This window comes from Enterobacter adelaidei, assembly GCF_041937165.1.
In the GTDB taxonomy this organism is placed as follows: Bacteria; Pseudomonadota; Gammaproteobacteria; order Enterobacterales; family Enterobacteriaceae; genus Enterobacter; species Enterobacter adelaidei.
Genome location: NZ_CP154353.1, coordinates 1,159,023 through 1,184,902, shown reverse-complemented (window position 1 = coordinate 1,184,902; position 25,880 = coordinate 1,159,023). Strand labels below are relative to the sequence as shown.

At 58.7% G+C, this 25,880-nt stretch carries 23 protein-coding genes; 9 read left to right on the top strand and 14 right to left on the bottom strand.

Going from position 1 to position 25,880, the window contains the following annotated elements; all coding sequences use genetic code 11:
• Positions 1-59: 59 nt before the first annotated feature.
• A complete protein-coding gene (mtnK, locus tag AAHF05_RS05710) occupies positions 60-1,259 on the top strand; it encodes an S-methyl-5-thioribose kinase (RefSeq protein ID WP_129323582.1) in 1,200 nt (399 codons plus the stop codon).
• Between the two features lie 34 nt (positions 1,260-1,293).
• On the opposite strand, the gene AAHF05_RS05705 is transcribed toward mtnK, so the two are convergent.
• From AAHF05_RS05705 to AAHF05_RS05690, 4 genes are read right to left on the bottom strand one after another with little or no spacing between them, the layout of a single operon-like run.
• Positions 1,294-2,535 carry an LVIVD repeat-containing protein gene (locus AAHF05_RS05705; protein WP_129323583.1) on the bottom strand — a complete coding sequence of 414 codons (1,242 nt, stop codon included), beginning with the start codon at positions 2,533-2,535 and terminating at the stop codon, positions 1,294-1,296.
• Entirely contained in the window at positions 2,532-3,596 is a 1,065-nt protein-coding gene (locus AAHF05_RS05700; RefSeq protein ID WP_129323584.1) for a sugar ABC transporter substrate-binding protein, read from the bottom strand. The genes AAHF05_RS05705 and AAHF05_RS05700 overlap by 4 nt, the downstream gene beginning before the upstream one ends.
• Positions 3,597-3,626: 30 nt before the next feature.
• The gene (locus AAHF05_RS05695; protein ID WP_028019502.1) at positions 3,627-4,622 is read right to left on the bottom strand and encodes an ABC transporter permease; all 996 of its coding nucleotides are present in this window, start codon (positions 4,620-4,622) and stop codon (positions 3,627-3,629) included.
• Entirely contained in the window at positions 4,619-6,121 is a 1,503-nt protein-coding gene (locus AAHF05_RS05690; protein ID WP_332613756.1) for a sugar ABC transporter ATP-binding protein, read from the bottom strand. The genes AAHF05_RS05695 and AAHF05_RS05690 overlap by 4 nt, the downstream gene beginning before the upstream one ends.
• A 162-nt stretch (positions 6,122-6,283) precedes the next feature.
• Between AAHF05_RS05690 and AAHF05_RS05685 the strand changes: the two genes are divergently transcribed.
• From AAHF05_RS05685 to AAHF05_RS05670, 4 genes are all read left to right on the top strand, one after another.
• Positions 6,284-7,372, top strand: coding sequence for an oxidoreductase (locus AAHF05_RS05685; protein ID WP_129323586.1), 1,089 nt, complete (start codon positions 6,284-6,286; stop codon positions 7,370-7,372).
• A gap of 57 nt (positions 7,373-7,429) precedes the next feature.
• Positions 7,430-8,173, top strand: a complete 744-nt coding sequence (locus AAHF05_RS05680) for an SDR family NAD(P)-dependent oxidoreductase (protein WP_049008033.1) — start codon at positions 7,430-7,432, stop codon at positions 8,171-8,173.
• Positions 8,174-8,356: 183 nt separating this feature from the next.
• Positions 8,357-8,662: a type II toxin-antitoxin system RelE/ParE family toxin gene (locus AAHF05_RS05675; protein WP_108090618.1), complete on the top strand. Its 306-nt coding sequence runs from the start codon at positions 8,357-8,359 to the stop codon at positions 8,660-8,662.
• Positions 8,634-9,038 (top strand): helix-turn-helix domain-containing protein, encoded by a 405-nt coding sequence (locus tag AAHF05_RS05670; RefSeq protein ID WP_045909615.1) that lies wholly within the window; start codon positions 8,634-8,636, stop codon positions 9,036-9,038. Before AAHF05_RS05675 ends, AAHF05_RS05670 begins: the two co-directional genes overlap by 29 nt.
• On the opposite strand, the gene AAHF05_RS05665 is transcribed toward AAHF05_RS05670, so the two are convergent.
• The 7 genes from AAHF05_RS05665 to entC form a co-directional block, all read right to left on the bottom strand.
• Positions 9,035-9,232, bottom strand: a complete 198-nt coding sequence (locus AAHF05_RS05665; protein ID WP_006177086.1) for a YbdD/YjiX family protein — start codon at positions 9,230-9,232, stop codon at positions 9,035-9,037. The genes AAHF05_RS05670 and AAHF05_RS05665 overlap by 4 nt on opposite strands.
• A gap of 60 nt (positions 9,233-9,292) precedes the next feature.
• Positions 9,293-11,398 carry a pyruvate/proton symporter CstA gene (cstA, locus tag AAHF05_RS05660; protein WP_129323587.1) on the bottom strand — a complete coding sequence of 702 codons (2,106 nt, stop codon included), beginning with the start codon at positions 11,396-11,398 and terminating at the stop codon, positions 9,293-9,295.
• 149 nt (positions 11,399-11,547) lie between these two features.
• Positions 11,548-11,961 carry a proofreading thioesterase EntH gene (entH, locus tag AAHF05_RS05655; RefSeq protein WP_129323588.1) on the bottom strand — a complete coding sequence of 138 codons (414 nt, stop codon included), beginning with the start codon at positions 11,959-11,961 and terminating at the stop codon, positions 11,548-11,550.
• A complete protein-coding gene (gene entA, locus AAHF05_RS05650) occupies positions 11,961-12,716 on the bottom strand; it encodes a 2,3-dihydro-2,3-dihydroxybenzoate dehydrogenase EntA (RefSeq protein WP_332613781.1) in 756 nt (251 codons plus the stop codon). The genes entH and entA overlap by 1 nt, the downstream gene beginning before the upstream one ends.
• Positions 12,716-13,570 (bottom strand): isochorismatase, encoded by an 855-nt coding sequence (locus AAHF05_RS05645; protein WP_129323590.1) that lies wholly within the window; start codon positions 13,568-13,570, stop codon positions 12,716-12,718. The genes entA and AAHF05_RS05645 overlap by 1 nt, the downstream gene beginning before the upstream one ends.
• Before the next feature lie 10 nt (positions 13,571-13,580).
• Entirely contained in the window at positions 13,581-15,188 is a 1,608-nt protein-coding gene (entE, locus tag AAHF05_RS05640) for a (2,3-dihydroxybenzoyl)adenylate synthase EntE (RefSeq protein WP_129323629.1), read from the bottom strand.
• Between the two features lie 12 nt (positions 15,189-15,200).
• On the bottom strand, positions 15,201-16,376 hold the full coding sequence (entC, locus tag AAHF05_RS05635) for an isochorismate synthase EntC (RefSeq protein ID WP_129323591.1): 1,176 nt from the start codon (positions 16,374-16,376) through the stop codon (positions 15,201-15,203).
• Positions 16,377-16,562: 186 nt separating this feature from the next.
• On the opposite strand from entC, the gene fepB reads away from it, so the two are divergent.
• Positions 16,563-17,522, top strand: a complete 960-nt coding sequence (gene fepB, locus AAHF05_RS05630; protein ID WP_129323592.1) for a Fe2+-enterobactin ABC transporter substrate-binding protein — start codon at positions 16,563-16,565, stop codon at positions 17,520-17,522.
• A gap of 47 nt (positions 17,523-17,569) precedes the next feature.
• On the opposite strand, the gene entS is transcribed toward fepB, so the two are convergent.
• The gene (gene entS / locus AAHF05_RS05625; protein ID WP_129323593.1) at positions 17,570-18,817 is read right to left on the bottom strand and encodes an enterobactin transporter EntS; all 1,248 of its coding nucleotides are present in this window, start codon (positions 18,815-18,817) and stop codon (positions 17,570-17,572) included.
• Positions 18,818-18,925: 108 nt separating this feature from the next.
• Here entS and fepD point away from each other — a divergent pair, with 108 nt between their 5' ends.
• From fepD to fepC, 3 genes are read left to right on the top strand one after another with little or no spacing between them, the layout of a single operon-like run.
• Entirely contained in the window at positions 18,926-19,930 is a 1,005-nt protein-coding gene (gene fepD, locus AAHF05_RS05620) for a Fe(3+)-siderophore ABC transporter permease (protein ID WP_129323594.1), read from the top strand.
• Positions 19,927-20,919 (top strand): iron-enterobactin ABC transporter permease, encoded by a 993-nt coding sequence (gene fepG / locus AAHF05_RS05615; RefSeq protein WP_129323595.1) that lies wholly within the window; start codon positions 19,927-19,929, stop codon positions 20,917-20,919. The genes fepD and fepG overlap by 4 nt, the downstream gene beginning before the upstream one ends.
• Complete coding sequence (gene fepC, locus AAHF05_RS05610) at positions 20,916-21,716, top strand: iron-enterobactin ABC transporter ATP-binding protein (protein WP_049008012.1); 801 nt, start codon at positions 20,916-20,918, stop codon at positions 21,714-21,716. Before fepG ends, fepC begins: the two co-directional genes overlap by 4 nt.
• Positions 21,717-21,805: 89 nt before the next feature.
• Here fepC and entF read toward each other — a convergent pair whose 3' ends face one another.
• Positions 21,806-25,663 (bottom strand): enterobactin non-ribosomal peptide synthetase EntF, encoded by a 3,858-nt coding sequence (entF, locus tag AAHF05_RS05605; protein WP_332613792.1) that lies wholly within the window; start codon positions 25,661-25,663, stop codon positions 21,806-21,808.
• Complete coding sequence (locus AAHF05_RS05600) at positions 25,660-25,872, bottom strand: MbtH family protein (protein ID WP_129323597.1); 213 nt, start codon at positions 25,870-25,872, stop codon at positions 25,660-25,662. Before AAHF05_RS05600 ends, entF begins: the two co-directional genes overlap by 4 nt.
• Positions 25,873-25,880: the final 8 nt, after the last annotated feature.

The following is a 25,880-nucleotide window of genomic DNA, read 5'->3' as shown; positions in this document are numbered from 1 at the left end:
TGAAATCCAGAAGTATAGACGTCTACATGTCTTTATTAGCAAACCCGTGAGGAGCAGCAATGTCGCAATACCGTACCTTTACCGCCCAGGACGCCGTGGAGTATGCAAAGCAGTTTGGCGGCCTTGACGATCCCTCCTCACTGGTGGAAGCGCAGGAAGTGGGCGACGGTAACCTCAATCTTGTGTTCAAAATTTTTGATACCGCAGGCGTAAGCCGCATTATCGTCAAGCAGGCACTACCTTACGTGCGCTGCGTCGGCGAATCCTGGCCACTGACGCTGGATCGCGCCCGTCTTGAAGCGCAAACCCTCGTCGAGCATTACCAGCATAGCCCGCTGCACACCGTGAAAATCCACCACTTCGACCCGGCACTGGCGGTGATGGTGATGGAAGATCTCTCCAGCCATAACATCTGGCGCGGCGAGTTGATTAATAACCGCTACTACCCGCAGGCCGCGCGCCAACTGGGGGAATATCTCGCGCACACGCTGTTCCACACCAGCGATTTCTATCTGCACCCGCACGATAAAAAAGCACAGGTGGCAAAGTTCATTAACCCGGAGATGTGCGAAATCACTGAAGATCTGTTCTTCAACGATCCGTACCAGATCCACGAGCGCAACAACTACCCTGCCGAGCTGGAAAACGACGTTGCTGCTCTGCGTGAAGATGCTCAGCTAAAAATCGCGGTGGCCTCACTCAAGCACCGTTTCTTCTCCCACGCTGAAGCGCTGCTTCACGGGGATATTCACAGCGGCTCGATTTTCGTGGCAGACGGTAGCCTGAAGGCCATCGACGCCGAGTTCGGTTACTTCGGTCCGATTGGCTTTGATGTCGGCACCGCCATCGGCAACCTGCTGCTGAACTTCTGCGGCCTGCCTGGGCATCTGGGTATTCGCGATGCCGCTGCCGCCCGGGAGCAGCGTCTGACGGATATTCAGGAGCTGTGGACGACCTTCGCTGAACGCTTCCAGGCGCTGGTAAACGAGAAAGCTCGCGACACCGCGCTCAGCACACCGGGCTACGCCTCCGCGTTCCTGAAAAAGGTCTGGCATGACGCCATCGGGTTCTGCGGCACCGAGCTGATTCGCCGCAGCGTTGGGCTTTCCCACGTGGCGGATATCGACACTATTCAGGACGATGCCATGCGCCACGAATGCCTGCGCCACGCCATTACGCTCGGCAGAGCGTTGATTGTGCTTGCCGAGCGCATCGACAACGCGGAAGAGCTGGTGGCAAGGGTGCGTCAGTACAGCTAAGTTACTCCCTCTCCCCGTGGGAGAGGGGCAAAACCTACCCCAGATACTCAATCACCGACAACCCGCCGTTGTAATCCGTGCTGTAGATAATTCCCTGCGCGTCCACAAACACATCGCAGGACTGGATCACCTGCGGGCGATTCGGCCGCGTATCCATCATCCTCTCCGGTGCCGCTGGCACCAGAGCCCCGGTTTCCACCGGACGGTACGGATTGGAAATATCATACGCGCGCACACCCGCATTCTGGTACGTGGCAAAAATCAGCGTTGAACTGACAAAGCTCCCCGGCCGGTTCTCGTGCAGGTTATGCGGGCCGAAATGCGCCCCTTTCGCCACGTAATCAATCTCATCCGGCTGCGGGAAGGTCGAAATACTCACTGGGTTCGCTGGCTCGCGAATATCAAACAGCCAGATCAGCTTCTCACCGTCTTCCTGGTTATCCAACACCGCTTCGTCGAGCACCACCAGCAGATCGCGGTCCGGCAACGGCAGCGCAGTGTGGGTGCCGCCACCAAACGGTGGGCTCCAGTTACGGTGGCTAATCAGCTTCGGCTGGGTTCGGTCTTTCACATCCAGCAACGTCAGCCCACCATCACGCCAGCTGCCGTAGGCCGTGTCCCCGGCGATAATCGCGTGGTGCAGCGCGTAGCGTTTGCCTTCCGGCCACTCCGGCTGCTCGCCTTCGGCCTGGTTCATCCCCGGCAGCCACCAGCGCCCCGCCACCTCGGGCTTGCGCGGGTCGGACAGATCGATGGTCAGGAAGATGTAATCGGTAAAACCGTCGATCAGCGCCGAGACGTAAGCCCAGCGCCCGCCGACGTACCAGATGCGGTGAATGCCGATACCGTTCAGTGACAGAAAACCGATTTCGCGCGGCTTGTCCGGTATGGAAATATCAAATACCCGCAGCCCGGCGCTCCAGCCTTTATCCCGAACATCGCTGACGGTCTCCCCCACCTGACGGGTGTAGTAGACCTTCTCGTCGGCAAAGCGAGCATCGGCAAACAGATCGCGGGCGTTAATCACCAGCAGCAGGTCGTCGTGTGCCTGCAAATGAACATTCCAGGTGCCCGGCGGCGCAGGCACGTAGCCTGCGGCTTTCGGATTTTTCGGGTCGCGCACGTCCACAATCGAAAACCCTTGAGACACCATATGGCCAATATAGGCAAAACCGCGATGCACCATCAGCTGCACGCCGTCCGGGCGACCGCCCTGGTCGCTATGGCCAATCAGCCGCATATTGCGGCTGTATTCAGGCGCGGGCAGCGCACTCATTTATGTTTCGCTTCCAGCGTCGCAAACCACGGCGCGATAAAATCTTCGGTCTGGCCCCAGCCCGGAATAATTTTACCCAGAGACGCCACGTTCACCGCGCCCGGTTGGGCGGTCAACAGCGCCTGCGGGATCGCCGCAGCTTTGAAGTCGTAGGTTGCTGGCGTCGCTTCCCCGGCAATCTTGTTCGCCACCAGACGCACGTTGGTGGCACCAATCAGCTTCGGATCGACTGCCACGCTCACTTTCCACGGACTGCCCGGTTCACGCATCAGCTGGAGATCCTGGTTAGAAATGTCGATGCTGTAGAGTTTGATTTCGGTGCGGCCATTCTCTTTCAGAGCTTTATACGCTCCCTGGCTGAACGCATCCCAGGTTCCCCAGATAGCGTCGATTTTGCCTTTCGGGTATTTCGCCAGAATCGCACCCACTTTATTGGCCGTGTCGCCCTGCACGTCAGAAGACACTGCGCCGATAGACTCCAGCTCTTTGATATCCGGGTACTGCTTTTGCAACTCTTTATACGCGGCCTGGCGGCGCTCCATCGGCGGGAAGCCGGCAACCCACAGCTTGACGATGTTGGCCTTGCCGTTGAAATCTTTCGCCAGCTGGCCGAAGGAGAGATTGGTCAGGGAGGCATCATCCTGCTGGGTGACGGTCACGCCCGGGATCTCGCCATTAACGGCGGTATCAAACACCGAAACCTTAATCCCGGCATCCACCGCTTTCTTCACCAGCGCAGTGGCGTACGGATCGCGGCCCTGAGAAAGAATGATCCCGTCATATTTCTGGCTAATCGCCTGGTTCACAAAATCCTGGAATTTGGCGTCATCACCGTTACTTAAAAAGGTGCTGACCTTAAAGCCGAGCTTTTTCCCTTCCTGAATGGCACCGGCGACAAACTGGGTAGTGTTGTCGTCTGAGCCGAGGTTGCGGATCACGGCAATGCGGATCGGGCCTTCGTGGTTCGCAATGGTTGCCGGAACCGGCGCCGGCGTCGCCGCATAGCCTGGCAGTGCAGTCAATAACCCTAATGCCACCAAAGAGAGTGCAATTTTTTTCATTCTGTTATCCCGTTGTGTTGTTATAAATCGTTAGCGTTTTTGTATGTAGGTAATCGCCAGCGCCACGGCAAGCACCAGCCCTTTTATAATGTCCATGGCGTAGTACGGCACCGACAGCATCACCAGGCCGTTCGATAGCACGCCGAGGATCACCGCCCCAACCAGCGTCCCGAGCGCGTTCGGTTTGCCGGAGCCTGCCAGCGAGAAGCCAATCCACGCGGCCGCCACCGCATCCATCAGATATCCCCCACCCGCATTCACCTGCGACGAGCCAATGCGTGATGCCAGCAAAATGCCGCCGAGTCCGGCCAGCAAAGAGGCAATCACGTAGGCCGCCACCTTGTAGCGCGTAGTGCGAATTCCAGAGAGACGCGCCGCTTCCGGGTTGCCACCGATGGCATACATACGGCGACCGTGGGTGGTCAGCGAAAGGCCAAGCTGGGCCACAATGGTCACCACCAGCATAATGATCACGATGGTTGGCACCTGCCCCAGCAGGCTGAACGACGCCGGAATGGTTCCTTCCGCCATGTCGCCGCTCGGCAGCACCATATTTTCAGTGATCGACCCACCATAGCTGTAGGTCATCGCCACTCCCTGAATCACGAACAGGCTGGCAAGCGTAGCCAGCATGTCAGGAATTCGCAGGATGACGATCAGAAAGGCATTGAACAGCCCCACCAGCGTACAGAGCGCAAGGGTGATCAGAATCGACTCGGTGGTGCCGAAGCCGTGCCAGACGAAAAGCGAAATCACCAGCGCGTTCGCCAGCGACGCAGTTGACCCAACGGAGAGATCAAACCCGCCGATGGTCAGCGAAATTGACACGCCAATGGCAATCACCGTCACGATGGCAATCGAGCGCAGAATGTTGATGATGTTGTTCGGGTCAAGGAAGCTGTCCGACGCCAGGCCAAAGACGGCCACCAGCGCGACAACGGTCAACAGCATGCCCCACTTGTAGAGAAAATCGAAAATCTGCTGACGGCCAGACGCCGCCGCGTTCACTGAAAGGGCCTTGCTCACGACGCCGTTCCTCCGGTTGAATAATAAAGTAGTGTCTCTTCGCGGGCCTCGGCCCCGGCGATTTCCGCCACGATGCGTCCGTCCCACAGCACGCAAATGCGGTCACACAATCCCACCAGCTCGGCAAATTCACCGGAGGCATAAATGACGCCTTTGCCCTCGCGGGCCAGGCCGTCAATGAGCTGGAACAGATCGGTTTTGGCTTTCACATCCACGCCTTTGGTCGGCTCGTCAAATATCAGCACGCTGGCGTCATTGCGCAGCCACTTGCCGATGGCGACCTTCTGCTGGTTCCCACCGGACAAGCGGCGCAACATCTGCCCCGGCCCGCGCGCTCGTACACCTACGCGGGCAATTACCTCTTCCGCCCAGCGCCACGCCTGGCGATGGCCAAACAGGCTCCAGCGCGAAAAAGAGTTATCCGCCGTCACCGACAGATTCATGCTTACCGACTCATCAATAAAGATGCCCTCTTTGCGTCGTTCTTCCGGCACCAGCGCCAGACCGCGCAGTACCGAATCTGCCGGGTCTCGCGGCTGCCAGGATTCATGATTCAGCTCACCGCGCGCCACGCGGCTTTTGCTGGCGCCAAACAGCGCCTTGCAGAGTTCGGTCTTGCCTGCGCCCGCCAGCCCGGCAATGCCGAGAATTTCGCCTTTACGCAGGTGCAGGGAGATATCTTTCAACAGCGCTTCATCGTGCAACCCCTCAACCCGCAGCAGCGTTTCTTCACTGTGTGGAGGCCGTGCAGGCGGGTAGATATCGCTCAGCACGTGACCGAGCATTTTCTCGACGATCGCTTCGCCGCTGAGCTCCGCCATCGGGCCAGACTCAATCAGCTTGCCGTCCCGCAGCACCGTTAAGGTATCGCAGATAGCTTTCAGTTCATGAATGCGATGGGAGATAAACACTACGCCGATGCCCTGCTGCTGCAGGCGTTTCACCACCGTGAACAGACGCTCGCTTTCATGGGTATCCAGCGGGGCGGTTGGCTCGTCGAGGATCAAAAAACGGCAGTGGTGCGACAGCGCACGCGCCAGCAAAATTTGCTGTTTTTCGGCAAGGGTGCAGCTGTCGATAGAGCGGCGTACATCCAGCACCACATCCAACTGCGCCAGCGCCTGTTTTGCCTGCTGGCGGATATCCCGCCAGTTGTAGCGGTGTCCCGGCTGCGCAAGCTGGTCGAGCATGATGTTCTCGGCAATGCTTAAGCCCGGGATCAGCGCCACGTCCACTTCCTGCTGCACCAGGTGAATGCCCAGCCGTTTGGCGTCAAGCGGCTCGCGGATTGTCACCGGCTGGTTGTTTATGCAGATCTCGCCTTCATAGTGGTCGTGCGTCCCACACAACACCGCCATCAGCGTCGATTTTCCTGCACCATTAGCACCGGTCAGCGCGTGTACGGTTCCGCCGATCAGCGTGAAATCCACGCGCGACAGCGCCTGAAAGCCAGAAAAGGCCAGGCTGATACCGCGCATCTCAAGGCGACTGGAAACCATCCGCGTTAAATCCTTCATTAATATTTTGATTTATTGAATTTTTCACAGCTCCGGTTGACTGACAACGACGGAAAAGGCATAAGATAAAGCAAAATATTATTAGCCATCTGGATGTCCAGACATAACATCAGGTTAGCGCTTCCTAAAATTAAGGACAACACCATGAGCAATAACGATATCCGCGTCGTTCCAGGCCCGGCGAACTACTTCTCACACCCCGGCAGCCTTGCGCATCTGAATGATTTCTTTACCCCAGAGCAGCTTTCCCGCGCGGTGTGGATTTACGGCGAACGCGCCATTGAGGGAGCCCGTCCTTTCCTGCCAGAGAGTTTTAACGCCGCGGGCGCAAAACATCTGTTGTTTAAGGGCCACTGTAGCGAGCGGGATGTTACCCATCTGGTGAATGAATCAGGCGATGATCGAAGCGTAGTGATTAGCGTTGGTGGTGGAGCACTGCTCGATACCGCCAAAGCCGTGGCGCGCCGTCTGGGTGTGCCAGTGGTTGCCATTCCAACCATCGCCGCCACCTGTGCCGCATGGACGCCGCTTTCCGTCTGGTATAACGATGCGGGTCAGGCACTGCATTTCGAAATCTTCGATGATGCCAATTTCCTGGTGCTGGTGGAGCCGAAAATCATCCTGAATGCTCCGGCGGAATACCTGCTGGCGGGCATCGGCGATACGCTGGCGAAATGGTATGAAGCGGTCGTGCTGGCACCACAGCCTGAAAACCTGCCGCTGACCGTGCGTCTTGGGATCAACGGCGCACTGGCTATTCGTGACGTACTGCTGGAACGCAGCGAAGAGGCGCTGGCTGACCAGCAGCACGGTAAACAGACGCAGGCGTTCCGGGACGTGGTGGACGCGATTATCGCCGGTGGTGGGATGGTCGGCGGTCTGGGCGAACGCTATACCCGTGTAGCGGCTGCGCATGCCGTACATAACGGGTTAACCGTGTTACCGCAAACCGAAAAATATCTGCATGGCACCAAAGTGGCGTACGGCATTCTGGTGCAAAGTGCCCTTCTCGATCAGGACGATGTGCTGGCGCAACTGGTGGCGGCGTATCAGCGCTTTAATCTGCCAACCACGCTGCGTGAGCTGGAAGTGGATATCCACAACCGTGAAGAGCTGGACAAGGTAATTGCCCATACCCTGCGTCCGGTGGAGTCGATTCACTATTTGCCGGTTACGCTCACGCCTGAAGTTCTGCGCACTGCGTTTGAGAAGGTGGAATCCTTCAGCCGTTAATCTCCCGAACCGTCTATACCTAATGATGATTCTCACCACTTTCGCAACGAGGTCATCATGCAGATCGATTTAACAGGTAAGAGGGCGCTGGTTACCGGCGCCAGCCGTGGATTGGGTCGTGCGATTGCGCTGTCACTGGCACGCGCCGGTGCCGATGTAGTTATTACGTATGAAAAATCCTATGATAAAGCCCATGCCGTCGCCAGTGAGATACAAGCGCTTGGGCGGCGCTGTGAGGCGGTTCAGGCCGACAGCGCCAGCGCCGAGGCCATTCAGGAGGCCGTGACTCACGCGGCGCGTACCCTCGGAGGCCTGGATATCCTTGTGAACAACGCCGGGATTGCGCGCGGTGGCCCGCTGGAAGCCCTGACGATTGCGGATATTGACGCGATGATTAACGTCAATATTCGTGGCGTGGTGCTCACGACTCAGGAAGCGCTGGTGCATATGTCTGACGGCGGGCGCATTATCAATATCGGTAGCTGTCTCGCTAACCGCGTGGCAATGCCCGGTATCGCCGTTTACGCCATGACCAAATCCGCCCTCAACTCTTTCACCCGAGGACTGGCCCGCGATCTGGGACCACGGGGGATTACCGTTAATCTTGTCCATCCAGGCCCGACAAACAGCGATATGAACCCCGAGGACGGTGAACAGGCTGAAGCCCAGCGCCAGATGATTGCCATTGGTCATTACGGTCAACCTGAGGACATTGCCGCCGCCGTAACCTTCCTGGCAAGCCCGGCAGCCGGACAGATCTCCGGCACAGGGCTGGATGTTGACGGCGGTTTGAACGCCTGATCGCACACATGATGCAAGCCTCTGTCGTCCGGCAGAGGCCTTTTCGAGCAGCTTCGACGATTCGCGTTTTGCCGCTTTCTCCCGTTATTTCTCCGCTCTACAGTACCCCATAAGAAATTCGGAATTTATCTAATAGTCTTATTATTTCCTTATATTTTGTGTGGGCGTACAGTGGAGGTACAGATGAAGATTGTCTGGTCCAATGGTGCAAAGAAGGCGTTTTCAAAGATTGACGAGCGGTATCAGCGACGCATTGAGGTAAAGCTTACTGAGCTGGATGACCGCTCAACTCCCCGGCTCGATATCAAAAAAATATCGGCGACAGAAGATCATTTCCGGCTACGTGTTGGCGATTACCGCATCATCTATACGCTTCGGGACGATCCCGATAACCATTGTTATGTTTTGGCCGTCAAGCGCAGAACTTCAACGACTTACCTGCATGAGGAGAGTGCCACCTATGGCTGTACAGCTAATCAAGGACGATAACGGGAAAACGCAGTACGCCGTTATTCCCTATCACGAATATTTTCGTATGCTCTTACAGATGTCAGAAATTGACGACGAAACCGATGACGATCTAGAGGATATTGAGGTCGAACACGATAGTCTGGATGACGTGGAATTGCCCGGAGAAGTGTGCAGCATCATGACCTGGCAGAACGTCAGCCTGCAGGCCGCGTGGCGCATCCTGCGCGGGTTATCCCAGCAGGAAGTGGCAGAGAAACTCGGTATCAGCCAGTCTGCCGTGTCACAGCTGGAAGCCCTGGACTCCCGTCCGCAAAAACGCACTCGCGAAAAACTCGCGGCAATTTATGGCTGCAAGCAGGAGCAAATCAGCCTCTATTTACCGAAAGAGGGTTAACAGCACTTCGCGCCGCCCTTCCCGCCGTAGCGGGCATCCTGGCGATCGCGGAAAAATTCTTCGTAGGTCATCGGCGTCTGGTCGGGATGGGTGACGCGCATATGCTCGACGTAGTTGTCGTAGTCCGGCACGCCAATCATCATTTTGGCGGCTTGTCCCAGGTACTTACCTGCTTTGGAAAGGGTGTCGAACATAATTCAGATCTCACAGGAAATGCGGGCCGGGTAAGGCGAAACCGCCACCCGGCACACAGGTTAATGCGCCCCTTTCGCCTGGGTCACAATCTCTTCCAGGTTTTCAGGCATTGGCTCATACGGCGTCTCTTTCGCCGTCGGCTTGTCTTCTTTCAGCGCCGCCAGCGCGGTTTTGAGAGAATACAACGCCAGCACCACGACCACCACCATAAAGAAGATGGTCAGCCCGGCATCCAGACGGTTGTTAAACACCAGTTGCGACAGCTGAGACTCAGTATATTGAGCCGGGATCTTACCGCTGTCGATCATCGCCTGGAACTTGTTGGCAATGGCCAGGAAGCCGACTTTGTTATCCGGGCTAAAGGCTTTCTGCCAGCCCGCGGTCAGCGTACAGATCAGCAGCCACGCGGTTGGCAGCAATGCCACCCAGGCATAACGCTGGCGCTTCATCTTGAACAGCACCACCGCACAGAGCATCAGCGCCATCCCGGCAAGCATCTGGTTAGCAATACCGAACAGCGGCCACAGGGTATTAATCCCGCCCAGCGGATCTACCACGCCCTGATGCAGGAAATAGCCCCACGCCAGAACACATAGCGCCGTTGCCAGCAGGTTGGCCGGTAACGAATCAGTCCGTTTCAGGTTCGGGGAAATAACGCCCAGCAGGTCCTGCAACATAAAGCGTGCTGCACGGGTACCGGCATCTACTGCGGTAAGAATAAACAGCGCTTCAAACAGAATGGCGAAATGATACCAGAACGACACGTCCATCAACCCGCCCAGTGCGCCGTGCAGAATGTAGGCCATCCCCACTGCCAGCGTTGGTGCACCGCCCGCACGCGAAATAATCGACTGTTCGCCGACTTCATTGGCAATACTGGTCAGTGTATCCGGCGTAATGGCAAAGCCCCAGCCGCTCACCACCTGAGCCGCAGAGGCGACCACGTCAACGGTTCCGGCTGGTGCCAGTACCGCCATTGGGCTGTTCATCGCAAAGTACACGCCCGGATCGATAATACAGGCAGATACCAGCGCCATGATCGCCACGAAGGATTCCATCAGCATCCCGCCGTACCCAATCAGGCAGGCCTGATTTTCATTGGCAAGCATTTTCGGCGTGGTCCCGGAGGCAATCAGGGCGTGGAAGCCAGACACCGCACCACAGGCGATGGTAATAAACAGGAACGGGAACAGATTGCCGGTCCAGACCGGACCAGTACCGTCAATAAATTTGGTCAGCGCAGGCATGGTCAGGGTCGGGCGCATAATCAGAATGCCGATCGCCAGCCCAACGATGGTGCCAATTTTCAGGAATGTAGAGAGGTAATCACGTGGGGCCAGCAGCAGCCACACCGGCAGCACCGCCGCTACAAACCCGTAACCCACCAGCATCCAGGTGAGCTGTACGCCGGTAAAATCAAAGAACGGTGCCCAGGTTGAGCTTTCCGCCACCCAGCCGCCGGAAATAATGGCGAACACCAGCAGCACCAGACCAATCACCGACACTTCACCAATACGTCCCGGACGCAGGTAACGAATGTAGATCCCCATGAAAATGGCCAGTGGAATGGTGAAGGCGACGGTGTACGTCCCCCACGGGCTGTGGGTTAACGCTTTCACCACGATCATCGCCAGCACCGCCAGAATGATCACCATGATCATAAAGGTCGCCACCAGCGCGATCACCCCAGCGGTTGCACCCATCTCCTCTTTCACCAGTTCACCCAGTGAACGCCCGTCGCGACGAGTGGAGACGAACAGCACCATAAAGTCCTGCACCGCCCCTGCCAGCACCACACCTGCGAGGATCCAGATCATCCCCGGCAGATAGCCCATCTGTGCCGCCAGCACCGGTCCCACCAGCGGGCCTGCTCCGGCAATCGCCGCAAAATGGTGTCCGAACAGCACTTTTTTGTCGGTCGGCACATAGTCCAGCCCGTCGTTATGGCGGACGGCAGGCGTCATGCGCGTAGCGTCAACGCCTAAGACGTTCTTAGCGATATAGCGGCCATAAAAACGATACGCGATCAGATAAATGCAGACGGAGGCGACGACTATCCAGAGCGCATTGATCTGTTCCCCCCGATTGAGGGCGATATAGCCCAGGGCAAAAGCTCCCACAACGGAGAGCCCTGCCCATATAAGGTATTTCCCTGAGTTGTTCATAGTTGTTGTCCGTTGTTGTGAAACAGTGAGATGTTACATTTTGTTTCTAGAACAACGGCAAAAATTTAACAACTTTGAAACGCAATAATGTGTGGTCAAACCAGACATTTACATCACAGTGTTAAGCCGATCACTATCAGTTGAATGGCTTAGCCCAATACCATCGTACTCAACCGGCAGGTACAGCAGCACCGTCCCTGCTCGTCGAACACTACAATCTCCCAGCTCTGGCTGGAGCGCCCCAGATGCAGCGGCTGACACACGCCACGCACCTTACCCTGAGACACCGCGCGGTGATGTGTTGCATTCAACTCGGTTCCCACCACGTTCTGCCCGTCGCGGGTCATCAGAAAACCGGCCATTGAGCCCAGCGTTTCGGCCAGCGCCGCTGAGGCACCGCCGTGCAGCAGGCCAAATGGCTGATGCGTGCGCACATCCACCGGCATTTCGGCTTCCAGCGTGTCGTCACCGAGGCGGGTATAAACGATCCCCAGATGCGCCACCAGGGTGTTCAGACTGGTGGCATTCAGTGCCTCAAGCGATAAATGACGTTTCCAGATCATTACGCCCCCAGCGTGGAACCGCCGTCCACCACAATATCCTGCAAGGTAATATGGCTAGCGTAGTCAGATGCCAGGAACAGAATGGTGTTGGCAATCTCCTGCGGACGGGCGATTTTACCCAGCGGGATGCCAAGCTTAAATTGCTCGCCGAAGCCGCGAATGCGCTGTTGCTCTGCATCGTCGCTTTTCCACAGCGTGCGCTGCATATCGGTATCCGTTGAGCCCGGCGACACCAGGTTGCAGCGCACGCCGCTGCCCGCCAGTTCCAGCCCGACGGTCAGAGCCAGGCTTTTCAGTGCGGCTTTCGAGGCACCATAGGCACTCATCCCGATGCGCGGCGTGTGCGCCGCATCAGAGGCAACGGTGACAATTGCCCCGCCCTGCTGGCGACGGAACTGTCCCATCGTCTGCTGAAACAGGTTAAACGCCCCGCCGACGTTAACCGCAAAGGTCTGCTGCCACTCCTCCTGTGAGAGCCGATCCGTTGCCCCCATGCGCAGAATACCGGCGGCATTCACCAACACGTCAAGGCGGTCGAGGGTTGCAAACATGCGTCCGCAAACATCAGCCACCTGTTCGGCGTCCGCCACATCCAGCTTTTCAGTGGCGAACGGATAGTCGTCCTGTGGAAAGGCCAGGTCGAAACCCGTGACCTTAGCCCCGGCATCCACAAACGCCAGTGCCGTTGCATAACCAATACCCTTACCTGCGCCCGTCACCCATACGCTTTTACCGCTAAAATCGACCCCCGCCATTACTTCACCTCACGGGAAAGTAGCGCCCACCAGGCATCGATGGTTGGATTTTTTGCCAGCATCACGAAGTCAATGTCGCCGTGCACTTTACGCCAGCGGGCAGCCAGCGCCATCATGCGCACTGAATCCAGGCCATAGTCGATCAGGTTTTCGTCATCCATCGGTTCATCGGATTCGTCCAGCAGCGGCAGAATAACGTCACGCAGCGCGGCTTTCGATACCGGGAGCGACGGCAGTAATTCGTCGGTCATCACCACGCGCCCGGAGCGGCCCGCCACATAGTTGAGCGACATCAGGTGCTCGTCGCGGGTGAAATCCGCCAGCGCGTCGGCAATAAAAAACGGCTTGATGTCGCGCATAAAGGCATCGGTAGCGGTGGTCATGCAGCCGATATGGGCGTACACGCCGGTAATCAGCAGCTGGTTGCGGCCCGTTTCTTTCAGCATCTGCTCCAGCGGCGAGCGGTGGAACGCGCTGTAACGCCATTTCACCAGCACTGTGTCGGCTTCGTCCGGCGCCAGCTCCGCCACAATACGCTGCTGCTCAGGCGAACGGGTCAGACCCGGTCCCCACATGTCGTTCAACAGGGCGCGGTCTTCATCGCTCTGCTCTTTTGGCTGCGCGGTGTAATACACCGGGATGTTATGTTCTTTGCAGTACGCGCGAAGTTTCGCGATATTCGCTACCACCTGCTGCATCATCGTGCTGTTTTCGCCCCAGAAGTTCAGGAAGTACTCCTGCATATCGTGGATCAACAGCGCGGCACGATCTGGCTCAAACGCCCAGTTCACTTTACTGGTCGGCAGCTCTGCGGCGGTTGGTAGCGCATAGGCGGTTAATTTTGGGATAGCCATACTCTGTTCCTTAGCCCCGGGCGCGTTCAGCAAGCCACAGGCGCAACTGTTTCTTATCGACTTTACCGACAGGCGTTAGCGGGAGCGCATCAACGCTCTCCACGCGGTCCGGCAGTTTGAATTCGGCGACGCCCTGCTCACGCAGGAATCGGCGCACTTCGACCGCGCGCAGCGGCTGTTTCACCACCAGATACGCACAGCTCTTTTCGCCAAGCAGGCTGTCTTCCATGCTTACCAGCGCAGCGTGGATCACCTCCTCGTGGCGCAGCAGCAGGTTTTCGATCTCTTCGGCGGCGATCTTCTCCCCGCCGCGGTTGATCTGATCTTTCTCACGCCCCTGCACGGTGATGTAGCCCTGTTCGTCAATGGCGATCAGATCGCCGGAGCAGTAAAAGCCGTCGGCGTCGAAGGCACTGGCGTTGTGTTCCGGGCTGTTGAAATAGCCGCGGAAGGTATAGGGCCCGCGCGTCATCAGACGGCCAACTTCGCCGCGCGGCAGCGGATGACCGTGCTCATCAGCCACCCACACTTCGTCGTCCGGACACATCGGACGTCCCTGCGTGTTGATGATGCGTTCCGGGGAATCGTCGAGGGCGGTGTAGTTCACCAGCCCTTCAGCCATGCCGAACACCTGCTGAAGCTGACAACCGATTTCAGCCGGAATACGCGCGGCGAGCGTAGCGGATAACCGTGCGCCCCCCACCTGCAACAGCGTGAGTGATTTCAGTTGAGTGTTTCCGGTTCCTTCGGCAATCGCCTGTAGCCAGAGACTGACCGCCGGTGGCACCAGCGAGGTGACAGTAATCTGATGCTGTTCAATCAACGGGAAGCACAGCGTGGCGCTCGGATCGTTCGCCAGCACCACACAACCACCCGCCGTGAAGACGCCAAGCGATCCCGGCGAGCTCATGGCGTAGTTATGCGCCGCAGGCAGCGCGTTCAGGTAACGGGTTTCAGCGGTAATGCCGCAGATCTCGTTGCTACGACGGATGCTGTAGTCGTAATCGTTGTGCGTACGCGGGATTAGCTTCGGCGTGCCGGTGCTGCCGCCGGAGAGCTGGAAGAAGGCAACTTCGTCGGCGGGCGTCGGGTTCGGGATGAAGTTGCCAGCCGGACGCGCAATCGCCGTTTCCAGCGCATGTTCCCCTTTATCGCCACGCAGCAGCACGACCCGCACCGAGCGGTGTTCATCAGTAAAGGTATTGAGGAACGCATCGTCAGTAAAAAGCGCATGGTCGCGATCGGCGATCAGTACGGCGGGTTTAATTTGCGTGGTATAGGCATTCAACTCGCTGCGCTGATGGCTAAAGAGCGCGTTAACCGGAGCCACGCCGATTTGCAGCAGCGCGAAAAAGGTGATGTAGAATTCGGCCACGTTACCGAGTTGAACCAATGCCGTTTCACCGCGATGCAGTCCCTGCGCCTGTAAAGCCGACGCCAGATTGTTCACCGCCTGATTAAACGCGCGGTAGGTAATGCGACGATCGCCGTCGATAATCGCCACCGCGTCGCTATCCGCACGATCCGTCAGGATGTGGGTCAGGGGCAGATCCTGCCAGTAGCCTTTTTCTCGGTAGCGCCGGGCAAATTCCTCGGGCCATCGGATAAAGGGGATGATCATGAGTATTCCTTAATGCAAACCAAAAACGTTGAGCATGGTGGAGAGCTTCACACCGGTTTCGCGCCACTCACCCACCGGGGAGGAAGCAGGCACAATGCCCGCCCCGGCAAACAGGCGAACAGACTTCTCATGCAGACGCGCGCAGCGGATGGTCACTACCCATTCACCGTTACCTTCGCTATCGCACCAACCGACGATGCCGCCGAACAGTTCACGATCGAACGGCTCCAGTTCGGCAATCAGTTCTTTTGCCGCCTGATGCGGGAACCCGCTCAGTGCTGGGGTCGGGTGCAACAGGCAGGCCAGGCTCAGGGCGTTTTCGTTTTCTCGCGCGTTACCTTCCACTGGCGTCGCCAGATGCCACAGCGTGGGTGTCGTGATCAACTGCGGAGAATCAGGCATGCTGAGATGGTGGCTGCGCGGCGCCAGAGTAGATTTCATCGCCTGAGTGACCAGGTCGTGTTCGTGGCGATCCTTCTCAGAGGCGAGCAGTTTATTGCCCGCCTCGCGGTCAAGCACATCGTCGGGCTGACGACGCGCAGAGCCTGCCAGCGGGAGCGAGCTAAAATGCGCCCCCTCTTTTCGCAACAGCAGTTCCGGACTTGCTCCCAGCAGCACGCCCCCCTCTTCCAGCGGCACATGGAAGTTAAAGCTCGCCGGGTTCTGGGCGATAAGACGCTCCATCAGCGCACCGCTATCAATGTTGTTATCGGTCACGATATCAATCAGGCGCGAGAGCACCACTTTGTTCACCTGAGGTGTGGCGGTAAGTGCGGCAGCGCGGGCGACCATCTCTTCAAAAACAGGCTGCGGGGGAATTTCGGTGCGTTGCTCCACCTTAAGCGCCTGCGAGCCGGAAAAATAGCGAGCGGATTTCTGACGTGCAGGACGGGAAAAGGTCTGCCAGCGTTGTGGAATAAACAGTGACGACCGTTTGCGGGTATTGAACGGAATAGCCCCCACCATCACCGGATGCGCGATACCGCTGGCTTTTGCATCCTGGAAGGCCTGCGCTAATTTTTGCTGGAAGTGGCCAGTCAGATCATCGCCACCGACGGCAGGTTCAGAGAAACGGGCAAAACAGCCGGACGTGGTAAAGCTGCGGTAAGGCGACATAAAGAAAAAGCTGTCTGATTGCAGCGTGGTCGCGGTGTGCTGAACTTCCTCAGCCAGGGACGTATCCATATCATCCTCCTGAAATGATAAAAGAAGCAATAATGATTATCATTTATGTTTTCGTCGGCTAACCTAATCCCACAGCGCTCCGCTGTCAACCATCGGGTAAATACTTGTGCGACAAACGCTTGCATCCCTTTCTTACAACCATGAAAATGAGAAGCATTATCTTCAACAAAAACAGGATGCCGCTCAGTGAAATTCCCTGCCGTTTGCCGCAATGCCCTTTTTTTAACAGGACTTTTTGTTTTAGGACTAACCTCAGCCACCGCCGCAGACTGGCCGCGCCAGGTCACCGACAGCCGCGGCGTGCATACCCTGGAGAGCAAACCGGCGCGTATTGTCTCAACCAGCGTGACGTTAACGGGTTCCCTGCTGGCGATTGATGCCCCGGTGATTGCCAGCGGCGCCACCACGCCCAACAACCGCGTGGCAGATGCACAGGGCTTTTTACGTCAGTGGGGGGATATCGCGAAACAGCGCAACGTTGCGCGTCTTTATATTGGGGAACCCAGCGCCGAAGCGGTCGCCGCGCAAATGCCGGATCTGATTTTGATCGGCGCCACCGGCGGGGATTCTGCGCTGGCGCTCTACGACCAGCTCTCCGCCATTGCCCCGACGCTGGTGATCAATTACGACGATAAAAGCTGGCAGGAACTGCTGACGCAGTTGGGCACCATCACCGGGCAGGAAAAGCAGGCCGCAGAGCGCATCGCGGCGTTCGATAAACAGCTCGCGCAGGTGAAACAGCAGATGAAGCTGCCGCCGCAACCGGTAAACGCCATCGTCTACACCGCCGCCGCGCACAGCGCCAACCTATGGACGAGTGAATCGGCTCAGGGCAAGCTGCTGCACCAGCTAGGCTTTACGCTGGCGGAATTGCCCGCCGGATTACACACATCAAAAAGCCAGGGTAAACGCCACGACATCATCCAGTTGGGCGGCGAAAACCTGGCAACGGGGCTGAACGGCGAAGGGTTGTTTGTGTTTGCCGGTGACCAGAAAGATGTCGACGCAATTTACGCCAATCCGCTGCTGGCGCATCTGCCTGCGGTGGAGAACAAACGCGTCTGGGCACTGGGCACAGAGACGTTCCGCCTGGATTATTACAGCGCGATGTTGGTATTAGACAGATTGAATACGTTGTTCAAGTAGGTATTTTCCCGACCCTCTCCCTGTGGGAGAGGGTCGGGGTGAGGGCGTCAGGCCGCACCGTCGTTCAGAACAACCTCCTGTCTGAACCGGCGCAATTCTGCTAATACCATTAACAGGATCCCGCCAACAACGGCTAATACAAACCCGCAGCTGCTCGCCGACGCCACCGGAGTCATCATTGCCCCCAGCCCACCGAGGATCGCCGCACCAATCGCATCGCCCGTTACGTTTTGAGCCGTCCACAGGCCATTAATTCGCCCCAGCATTCCTTCCGGTGTCTGGGTCTGAATCAGGGTATATTGCAGCAGCGAACTGATAGCACTCAGCCAGCCGAAGATCATCAGGCAAATCACGCCCAGCGCCCACACCGGCATCAGGCTGAAGAAACCAATGGCGATAAACGAGGCCAGCGTGGCAAGCAGCATAATCAGCCCCGGGCGTACACTCTGCGCCAGATTACCGCTGGTCAGCGCCCCGCACGCCGCGCCAAGCGGAATGGCGGCGTAGAGAATGCCAATCTCCGAGGCGCTCATCTGCCACTCTCCCGCCAGCGCCGGGTACAGCACGCGCACGGCGCTGGCCATCGTCAGCAGGCCACCGAGCAGCGCAATCCCGCCAATCAGCGGGTTGCTGAACAGAAAACGAATAGCGGCCATCAGAGATTTCAGCGGATGCTCGCGTGGCTGCGGCGGTGGCGGCAGCAGCGGCAGGCGCAACAGCGTCAGCGTGGTGATGAAGGTGCCCGCCGCCGCCAGTCCATAGTTCCACGCCACGTTACCGGTCGCCAGCAGCAGACCGCCGAGCATCGGCGAAATCACCGAGCCCAGACGCACGGTAAGCATGGTAATGGCTCCCGCCTGCATCAGGTTCTCGCGCCCGACCAGCGCGGGGGTGGCAGCCAGCAGTGCCGTTACCCCTAGCGAGGCAAAAAAGCCGTCCCACAACCCGAGGGCGTAAATCGCCACAAGCGAGGGTTCGGGCAGCATGGCGTTCAGACACAGCCCGATAAACCCCACGCCGCAGGTGCCGCGCGCCAGCAGGATCAGCTTTTTACGCTCGTAGCGGTCCGCCAGCACGCCGCCGACCATCAGTCCGATAAACATCGCCCCGCCCGTAAAGGTAACCGATAACCCCACCAGCCAGCTGGAGTGCGTTATGGTCTGGATCTGTACCGGCACGGCAACGCCGAGCAGGCCGAGAGATAAAATGGAGATAAAGCGGGCGATAAAAACTGCCCGGTATGCCGGGTGCGTTTTAAGCAGGCTGAGGTTGAGCAGCCAGGATTTTTGATTCATGACAAAGCCTTGAGTGTAATTCTACCCATTCCATGGGCGCACATGCTAACATAGCCAAATAAGATAGATAACGATAATCACTATCATTATCAAATCATGGATGTTGCTATGTCGTTTTCCTCTTCTTCGGTGCGCGTCATTGCCGTGCCCGTTTTATTGCTGCTGTTGATCCTTGCGATTGCACTCAGCCTGCTGGTCGGCGCTAAGCCGCTGCCCGCGTCCGTTATCGTTGATGCGCTCACCGGCACCTGCCAGAGCGCCGACTGCATCATCGTGCTCGACGCCCGACTGCCCCGCACGCTTGCCGGACTGCTGGCCGGTGGCGCGCTGGGCCTTGCGGGTGCTCTGATGCAAACCCTCACCCGCAACCCGCTGGCCGACCCCGGTATTCTGGGCGTTAACAGCGGTGCCAGTTTTGCCATTGTGCTCGGCGCGGCCATGTTCGGGTTAACGTCAGCGTCTGAACAGCTGGTGATGGCCTTTTGCGGCGCGCTGGCCGCCTCGCTGGTGGTGGCGTTTACCGGCAGCCAGGGCGGCGGCCAGCTTAGCCCGGTACGCCTGACCCTCGCGGGTGTCGCGCTCGCGGCAGTTCTGGAAGGGTTATCCAACGGCATCGCCCTGCTCAACCCGGACGTTTACGACCAGCTGCGCTTCTGGCAGGCCGGCTCGCTGGATATCCGTACGCTGGAAACCTTAAAGGTGGTGGTGCTCCCGGTGATCATCGCTGCCGCCGTCGCGCTGTTTTTAAGCCGGGCGCTGAATAGCCTGAGCCTGGGCAGCGATACCGCCACTGCGCTTGGTAATCGGGTTGCACGTACCCAACTCATTGGTCTTCTTGCCATTACCGTCCTGTGCGGCAGTGCAACGGCGGTCGTCGGCCCAATCGCCTTTATCGGCCTGATGATGCCGCACGTGGCGCGCTGGCTGGTGGGAGCAGATCATCGCTGGTCACTGCCGGTCACGCTTTTTGCAACGCCTGCCCTGCTGCTGTTTGCCGATATCCTGGGACGTTTGCTGGTCCCCGGCGAGCTGCGCGTCTCGGTGGTCAGCGCCTTTATCGGTGCGCCGGTGCTGATTTTCCTGGTACGCCGCCGACGCGGAGGTGGCGCATGATGGCCCCATCCCGACGTTTAGTCGCCTGTGTCTCCCTGCTGATTATCACCATTCTGCTGCTGGCAACGTGGAGCCTGCGCAGCGGCGCGGTGACGCTCGATTTCACCCTGGTGTTTAACGCCCTGCTCGGCAGCGCGCCGCGCAATGTAACCCTGGTGGTGACGGAGTGGCGACTGCCGCGCGTGGCGATGGCGATACTGGTGGGCGCGGCGCTCGGGGTGAGCGGCGCGATTTTCCAGTCGCTGATGCGCAACCCGCTCGGCAGCCCGGACGTGATGGGCCTCAATACCGGCGCCTGGAGCGGCGTATTAGTGGCAATGGTGCTGTTTGGTCAGCACCTGACGGCCATTACCTTTACCGCAATGGCCGGGGGCATTCTGACCTCGCTGATTATCTGGGCGCTTGCCTGGCGTAACGGTATCGATACCTTTCGTCTGATCATCATCGGCATCGGCGTGCGTGCAATGCTGATGGCGTTTAATACCTGGCTTTTGTTGCAGGCGTCACTGGAAACCGCGCTCTCTGCGGGACTGTGGTACGCCGGTTCCCTGAATGGCCTGACATGGGGCAAAACCTGGCCCGCGGCACCATTGATTGTTCTGATGTTTATCGGTGCCCTGCTGCTGGTGCGCCGTATGCGTCTGCTGGAGATGGGCGATGACAGTGCCTGCGCGCTGGGTGTGAGTGTTGAACGTTCGCGCCTGATGCTGATGCTGGTCGCCGTCTTGCTGACCGCAGCGGCGACGGCGATTGCCGGGCCAATCTCGTTTATCGCCCTGGTGGCACCGCATATTGCCCGGCGTCTTAGCGGCACTGCGCGCTGGGGCTTAACCCAGGCGGCGCTGTGTGGCGCATTGTTATTGCTGGCCGCCGATCTCTGCGCCCAACAGCTGTTTATGCCTTATCAACTTCCGGTGGGCGTCGTGACCGTCAGCCTCGGCGGTATATACCTCATCGTCTTGTTAGTTCAGGAGTCACGCAAGAAATGACTGACTTAGCTTCCCGCTTGCGCGGCGACAACTTAACCCTGGGTTACGGCAAAAAAATCATTGCCCGTGACTTAACCGTTGCTATTCCGGACGGCCACTTTACGGCGATTATCGGCCCGAACGGCTGCGGAAAATCGACCCTGCTGCGCACCCTCAGCCGTTTGATGACGCCAGTTGAAGGGTGCGTGTACCTCGACGGCGAACACATCCAGCACTTCGCCAGCAAAGAAGTGGCCAGGCGCATTGGGTTGCTGGCGCAAAACGCCACTACGCCGGGCGATATCACGGTGCAGGAGCTGGTCTCTCGCGGACGCTACCCGCATCAACCGCTGTTTACCCGCTGGCGTAAAGAGGATGACGAGGCGGTGACCCGCGCAATGCAGGCGACGGGTATTACCGATCTCGCCCGGCAAAGCGTGGATACCCTCTCTGGCGGGCAGCGCCAGCGCGCGTGGATCGCGATGGTGCTGGCGCAGGAGACGTCCATCATGCTGCTGGACGAGCCGACGACATGGCTGGACATCAGCCATCAGATTGATTTGCTCGAATTGCTGAGCGATCTCAACCGCACGCAGGGGTATACCCTGGCGGCAGTACTGCACGATTTGAATCAGGCCTGCCGCTACGCCACGCACCTGATTGCGCTGCGCGATGGCGAAATTGTGGCGCAGGGCGCACCGGGAGAGATTGTGACACCGGAGCTGATCGAGCAGATCTACGGCATGCGCTGCATGATAATTGACGATCCGGTGGCGGGCACGCCGCTGGTAGTGCCGTTAGGCAAGCGTGCGGTCTGATGCCCTCACCCCGGCCCTCTCCCTGCGGGAGAGGGAGCAAACCATCCCCTCTCCCTGTGGGAGAGGGTTAGGGTGAGGGGTTTTAAACGTTACCCCAAAATCTTCCTCAACACTGGTCCTATCTTCTCAAACGCCTGCGGTGAAATGATATCCACGTGGGCGCAATCCTGACTATACACCTCAAGCTCCGCCACCCACGGCGACCAGGCCTGCTGCGGGTCCATCGTTCGCGTGCGTTCGGCAACAAACAGCGTCGCTTTACCCTCAAAGCGCGCGCTGTGCGCCGTGGTCAGTAGCCGCACCGCATCGGCGTAGTTGCCTTCAATGGCACTGAATAGCTCGCTGGAGCCTTGTCCCTGCTGCGCGGCGATAAACGCCTGACGCTCGCGCTCAATTTCCGCCAACACTTCCGGGTCGAGGCCGTTGGCCTCTTTCTCCGCCCAGTTCTGGGTTTCCGGCGGCCAGGTATCCAGCAGGCCGAGGAATGCCACCTCTTCACCCTGCTCGCGCAGTCGGGCCGCAATGCCCTGAGCCAGCGTACCGCCGAGGGAATAGCCGAACAGGTAATACGGCCCCTGCGGCTGCTGGGCACTCAGCGTTGCCAGATGATGTTCGATCACACCATCCAGATCGGCGCACTGCTGCATTGGTCCGTCCGGGCGCGGCGACTGAATGCCGGTAATCGACCAGCGCGGGCTGAGATAACGTGCCAGCACGCTAAACTGCCAGGCAAAGCCGGACGCAGGGTGGAAGCAGAACAGCGTAGGACCACCGCTTTCTCGCAGCGGCAGTAGGGTTTCATACCCCAGACGCTGCGCCTGCTCGTCGCTCATCTGTGAATCTAACAGCGCGCTAAGCTTGCTCACCGTCGAGGCGACCATAATTTGCCCCGGTGTGACCTTGCGGGCAAACGCGCGGCTGAGCTGTGCCGCCAGGCGCATCGCCAGCAGAGAGTGTCCTCCGAGGGCGAAGAAATCGGCATCGATATCATTCACCTCACAGCCTAGTAGCGCAGAAAACGCCTGCGCGACGGCAACTTCGGTGCCCGTCTCCGGCGCGCGGCCGGAAGTTTGACGGGTGAGCTCCGGCAGCGGCAGCGCCTTGCGGTCAAGCTTGCCGTTCGCGCTTAACGGCAGCGCACTGATTTGCAAAAGCACCACCGGCACCATATGCGGCGGAAGCCGCGCTTTAAGCGATTCCAGCAAGGTATCACGATCCAGCGGCAAACCGGATTCGGAGACAACGTACCCCACCAGCTGACGGGCATCCCCACCCGTTGCCGCCGCCTGGTTGAACACGCAGGCATGCGCCACGGCCTGCGCGACGTCCGGCAGGGACAGCATCGCCCGGTCGATTTCACCCAGTTCGATGCGCTGGCCGCGAATTTTCAGCTGATCGTCACTGCGGCCTAAATACTCCACCGCGCCGTTATCCAGCCAGCGGGCGACGTCACCGGTGCGGTACATACGTTCACCCGGCGCGAACGGGTCAGCGATAAACCGGCTGGCGGTCAGATCAGGACGTCCCAGATACCCTTGCGCCAGCTGAATACCAGTAAGATAGAGATCGCCCGCTACGCCAAACGGCACCGGGCGCATCATCGCATCCAGAATGCGCAGCCCCGTGTTCCACACCGGGAAGCCAATTGGCACGCTGTTGCCCTCCACCGCCGCCAGTTCAGGGCCATACGCCGGATACCAACTGACGTCCACAGCCGCTTCCGTCGGGCCGTAGAGGTTATGTAGCGGCGCATGGGTCAGTTGCTCCCATTCCCGGCAAAGCGCCGTCGGCAGAGCTTCACCGCTGCAGAAGACCTGCTTAAGCGACTGACAACAGTCGACGTTCTCCGGCGTCAGCGAGGCGACAAATGCCGCCAGCATCGACGGTACAAAGTGGGTGGTGGTCACACCGTGTTGCGCGAAGAAGGTATGCATCGCCTGCGGATCGCGGTGAGCTTCCGGCTCGGCCATTACCAGCTTCGCCCCGGCAATAAACGGCCACCAGAACTCCCACACCGAGACATCAAAGCTGCACGGCGTTTTCTGCGCTACCACGTCACTGGCGTCCAGCGGGTAGTGATCCTGCATCCACTTCAGGCGGTTTACGATGGCAGTATGTCCAACCATCACCCCTTTCGGGCGGCCAGTAGAGCCAGAGGTAAAAATGATGTACGCAGTCTGCTCCGGCTTCGCCAGGCGCAGCGGTTCCGCATCCGCAGCAGGTAACAGTGTGTTGTAACTAAACGCCGTGATCGGGAGATCGCTAAAGCGCGGGAGCTGCTCGTCGGTGGTGATCAGTAGCGACGGTTTCGCATCCTCCAGCATCATCCGCAGACGGTCGTCCGGGTAACCGGTATCCAGCGGCAGCCAGGCAGCGCCCGCTTCCACAATGCCGTGCAGAGCCAGCGTCAAAAACACCGAACGCGGTAAGGCCACCGCCACGCTGTCGCCCGGCTTCACGCCGCGTTCGCGCAGTAACGTTGCCAGCGCGACAACCTGCTCGCGCATCTGGCGATAGCTCAGTTCAATATGTGCGTCCGCCAGTGCAGGGGCGTCCGGCGTTTTGCTTGCCTGCTCCGCCACCAGATCCGCCAGCGTGGTGGACGGTAGCGCCAGCCCGGTATCAGTAATGCGCGCCAGTTGGGCGTACTCCTGCTCCGAAACGGTTTCCACTTCGCTACAGCGCAGGTCCGGGTTGGCGGCAAACTGCGTCAGCATCGCGTTCAGGCGCGCCGCGTGACGGGTAAGTGTCGCTTCATCGTAGCGCTGTTTATTGGCGAGGATCTCAATGCTCAACCCACCCTGCTCGTCCGGGAAGAGTGCCAGCTCCAGATCGTTCACCGGGCCGGTTGCCAGCGTGTGGGTGGTGTCCTCTACGCCGTCGATATCCAGCTGATAATCGAACATTTTAATGTTCAGCACCGGGCCAAACAGCGCTTCGTCGCCTGCGGCGCGCCCGCTGTCGCGCACGATCTGCTCGGCGTCGTAGCGCTGGTGGCGGCGCATTTTTTTCAACTGGTTCGCCAGGCGCAATGCCAGCTCTGGAAGGCTCTCCTGCGGATGGATATTTACCGCCAGCGGCAGGACATTGAGTACCGGTCCGGTGGCGGTCAGCGCGGCGGACCCCATGCGGCGCATAAAGATAAACCCGGCGGCGTAGTCCAGCCGTCCGGTGAGGCGCCCAAGCCACAGCGCCACCAGCGCAAGCGCCAGATCGGTGCGCTGCACCTGCCCTGCCGCCTGTGCCAGTTGGCTAAAGGCACGGCTGTCAGCGGTCATGTTCAGACGCAGAATGTCGGTGGTTGCTGCACGCCCGGGTAGCGGCGTGGAAGAGAGCGAAACGGGGGAAGGAAGCGCTTTCCGCTGTTCAGCCCAGAAAGCGCCATCACGCTGATACGCCTCGCTGTCGCGATAGCGCTGGTACTCTTCCACCACCTCAGCGAAAGGCGTAAACGGGGATTCTGGCGTGGGTTCGCCGTTTTTCCATGAAGTATAAATCGCGGCAATCTGGCGCGTAATCGCCGGGAAGCTGAAGCCATCCACCACCAGGTGGTGATAACGCTGATACCAGTACCAGTGGCTTTCAGCAACCTGAATCAGCTGGTGAAACGCCAGCGGCTGTCCGCTGTCCACACGCAGGTTCTGGTTGAGATCGGCTGTCATCAGTGCCACAGCGTCATCGTGTGAGCCGACGCGAATGACGGTGGGTTTCGGCAACATCATGGACTCATCCACCCATTGCCACACTTCACCGTTATCTTCTGCGAAACGCATACGCAGGGTATCGGCCTGCATCATGCCTTCAAGAATGGCTTTGGCCAGCAGCGGCGCGTCAATATCGCCTTTCAGTTCGGTGTAGTGCGCCACGCTCCAGGCGTTGGGCAACGTGGACAGTTGTTCCGCCATCCAGATACCCGGCTGGGCGGCGACAAGAGGAAGACGTTTCATGCGTTCTCCCCCGCAAAATGAGACGGTTCTAACGTTTGCCAGTGCCCGGTCAGCCACTGCTGGCACGCTTCCTGCGACTGTGCTTCACATACCACACGCCAGCCAGCGGGCAGTTCGCACTGCTGCGGCCACAGGCTGTACTGCCCCTGGTCGTTACGCAAAATGGCGAACTGTCCCTGCGGATTATCGAAAGGATTGCTGAATTCCATACAGACTC

Bases quoted from the DNA above. Each gene is read 5' to 3' on its own strand.
- cstA (WP_129323587.1), bottom strand. From the start codon at position 11,398: ATGAACAACTCAGGGAAATACCTTATATGGGCAGGGCTCTCCGTTGTG.
- AAHF05_RS05645 (WP_129323590.1), bottom strand. From the start codon at position 13,570: ATGGCTATCCCAAAATTAACCGCCTATGCGCTACCAACCGCCGCAGAG.
- AAHF05_RS05600 (WP_129323597.1), bottom strand. From the start codon at position 25,872: ATGGAATTCAGCAATCCTTTCGATAATCCGCAGGGACAGTTCGCCATT.
- AAHF05_RS05680 (WP_049008033.1), top strand. From the start codon at position 7,430: ATGCAGATCGATTTAACAGGTAAGAGGGCGCTGGTTACCGGCGCCAGC.
- entA (WP_332613781.1), bottom strand. From the start codon at position 12,716: ATGGCGGGGGTCGATTTTAGCGGTAAAAGCGTATGGGTGACGGGCGCA.
- entC (WP_129323591.1), bottom strand. From the start codon at position 16,376: ATGGATACGTCCCTGGCTGAGGAAGTTCAGCACACCGCGACCACGCTG.
- AAHF05_RS05670 (WP_045909615.1), top strand. From the start codon at position 8,634: ATGGCTGTACAGCTAATCAAGGACGATAACGGGAAAACGCAGTACGCC.
- AAHF05_RS05685 (WP_129323586.1), top strand. From the start codon at position 6,284: ATGAGCAATAACGATATCCGCGTCGTTCCAGGCCCGGCGAACTACTTC.
- AAHF05_RS05690 (WP_332613756.1), bottom strand. From the start codon at position 6,121: ATGGTTTCCAGTCGCCTTGAGATGCGCGGTATCAGCCTGGCCTTTTCT.
- entH (WP_129323588.1), bottom strand. From the start codon at position 11,961: ATGATCTGGAAACGTCATTTATCGCTTGAGGCACTGAATGCCACCAGT.
- fepD (WP_129323594.1), top strand. From the start codon at position 18,926: ATGTCGTTTTCCTCTTCTTCGGTGCGCGTCATTGCCGTGCCCGTTTTA.
- fepG (WP_129323595.1), top strand. From the start codon at position 19,927: ATGATGGCCCCATCCCGACGTTTAGTCGCCTGTGTCTCCCTGCTGATT.
- AAHF05_RS05705 (WP_129323583.1), bottom strand. From the start codon at position 2,535: ATGAGTGCGCTGCCCGCGCCTGAATACAGCCGCAATATGCGGCTGATT.
- entF (WP_332613792.1), bottom strand. From the start codon at position 25,663: ATGAAACGTCTTCCTCTTGTCGCCGCCCAGCCGGGTATCTGGATGGCG.
- entS (WP_129323593.1), bottom strand. From the start codon at position 18,817: ATGAATCAAAAATCCTGGCTGCTCAACCTCAGCCTGCTTAAAACGCAC.
- AAHF05_RS05665 (WP_006177086.1), bottom strand. From the start codon at position 9,232: ATGTTCGACACCCTTTCCAAAGCAGGTAAGTACCTGGGACAAGCCGCC.
- mtnK (WP_129323582.1), top strand. From the start codon at position 60: ATGTCGCAATACCGTACCTTTACCGCCCAGGACGCCGTGGAGTATGCA.
- AAHF05_RS05700 (WP_129323584.1), bottom strand. From the start codon at position 3,596: ATGAAAAAAATTGCACTCTCTTTGGTGGCATTAGGGTTATTGACTGCA.
- fepC (WP_049008012.1), top strand. From the start codon at position 20,916: ATGACTGACTTAGCTTCCCGCTTGCGCGGCGACAACTTAACCCTGGGT.
- AAHF05_RS05675 (WP_108090618.1), top strand. From the start codon at position 8,357: ATGAAGATTGTCTGGTCCAATGGTGCAAAGAAGGCGTTTTCAAAGATT.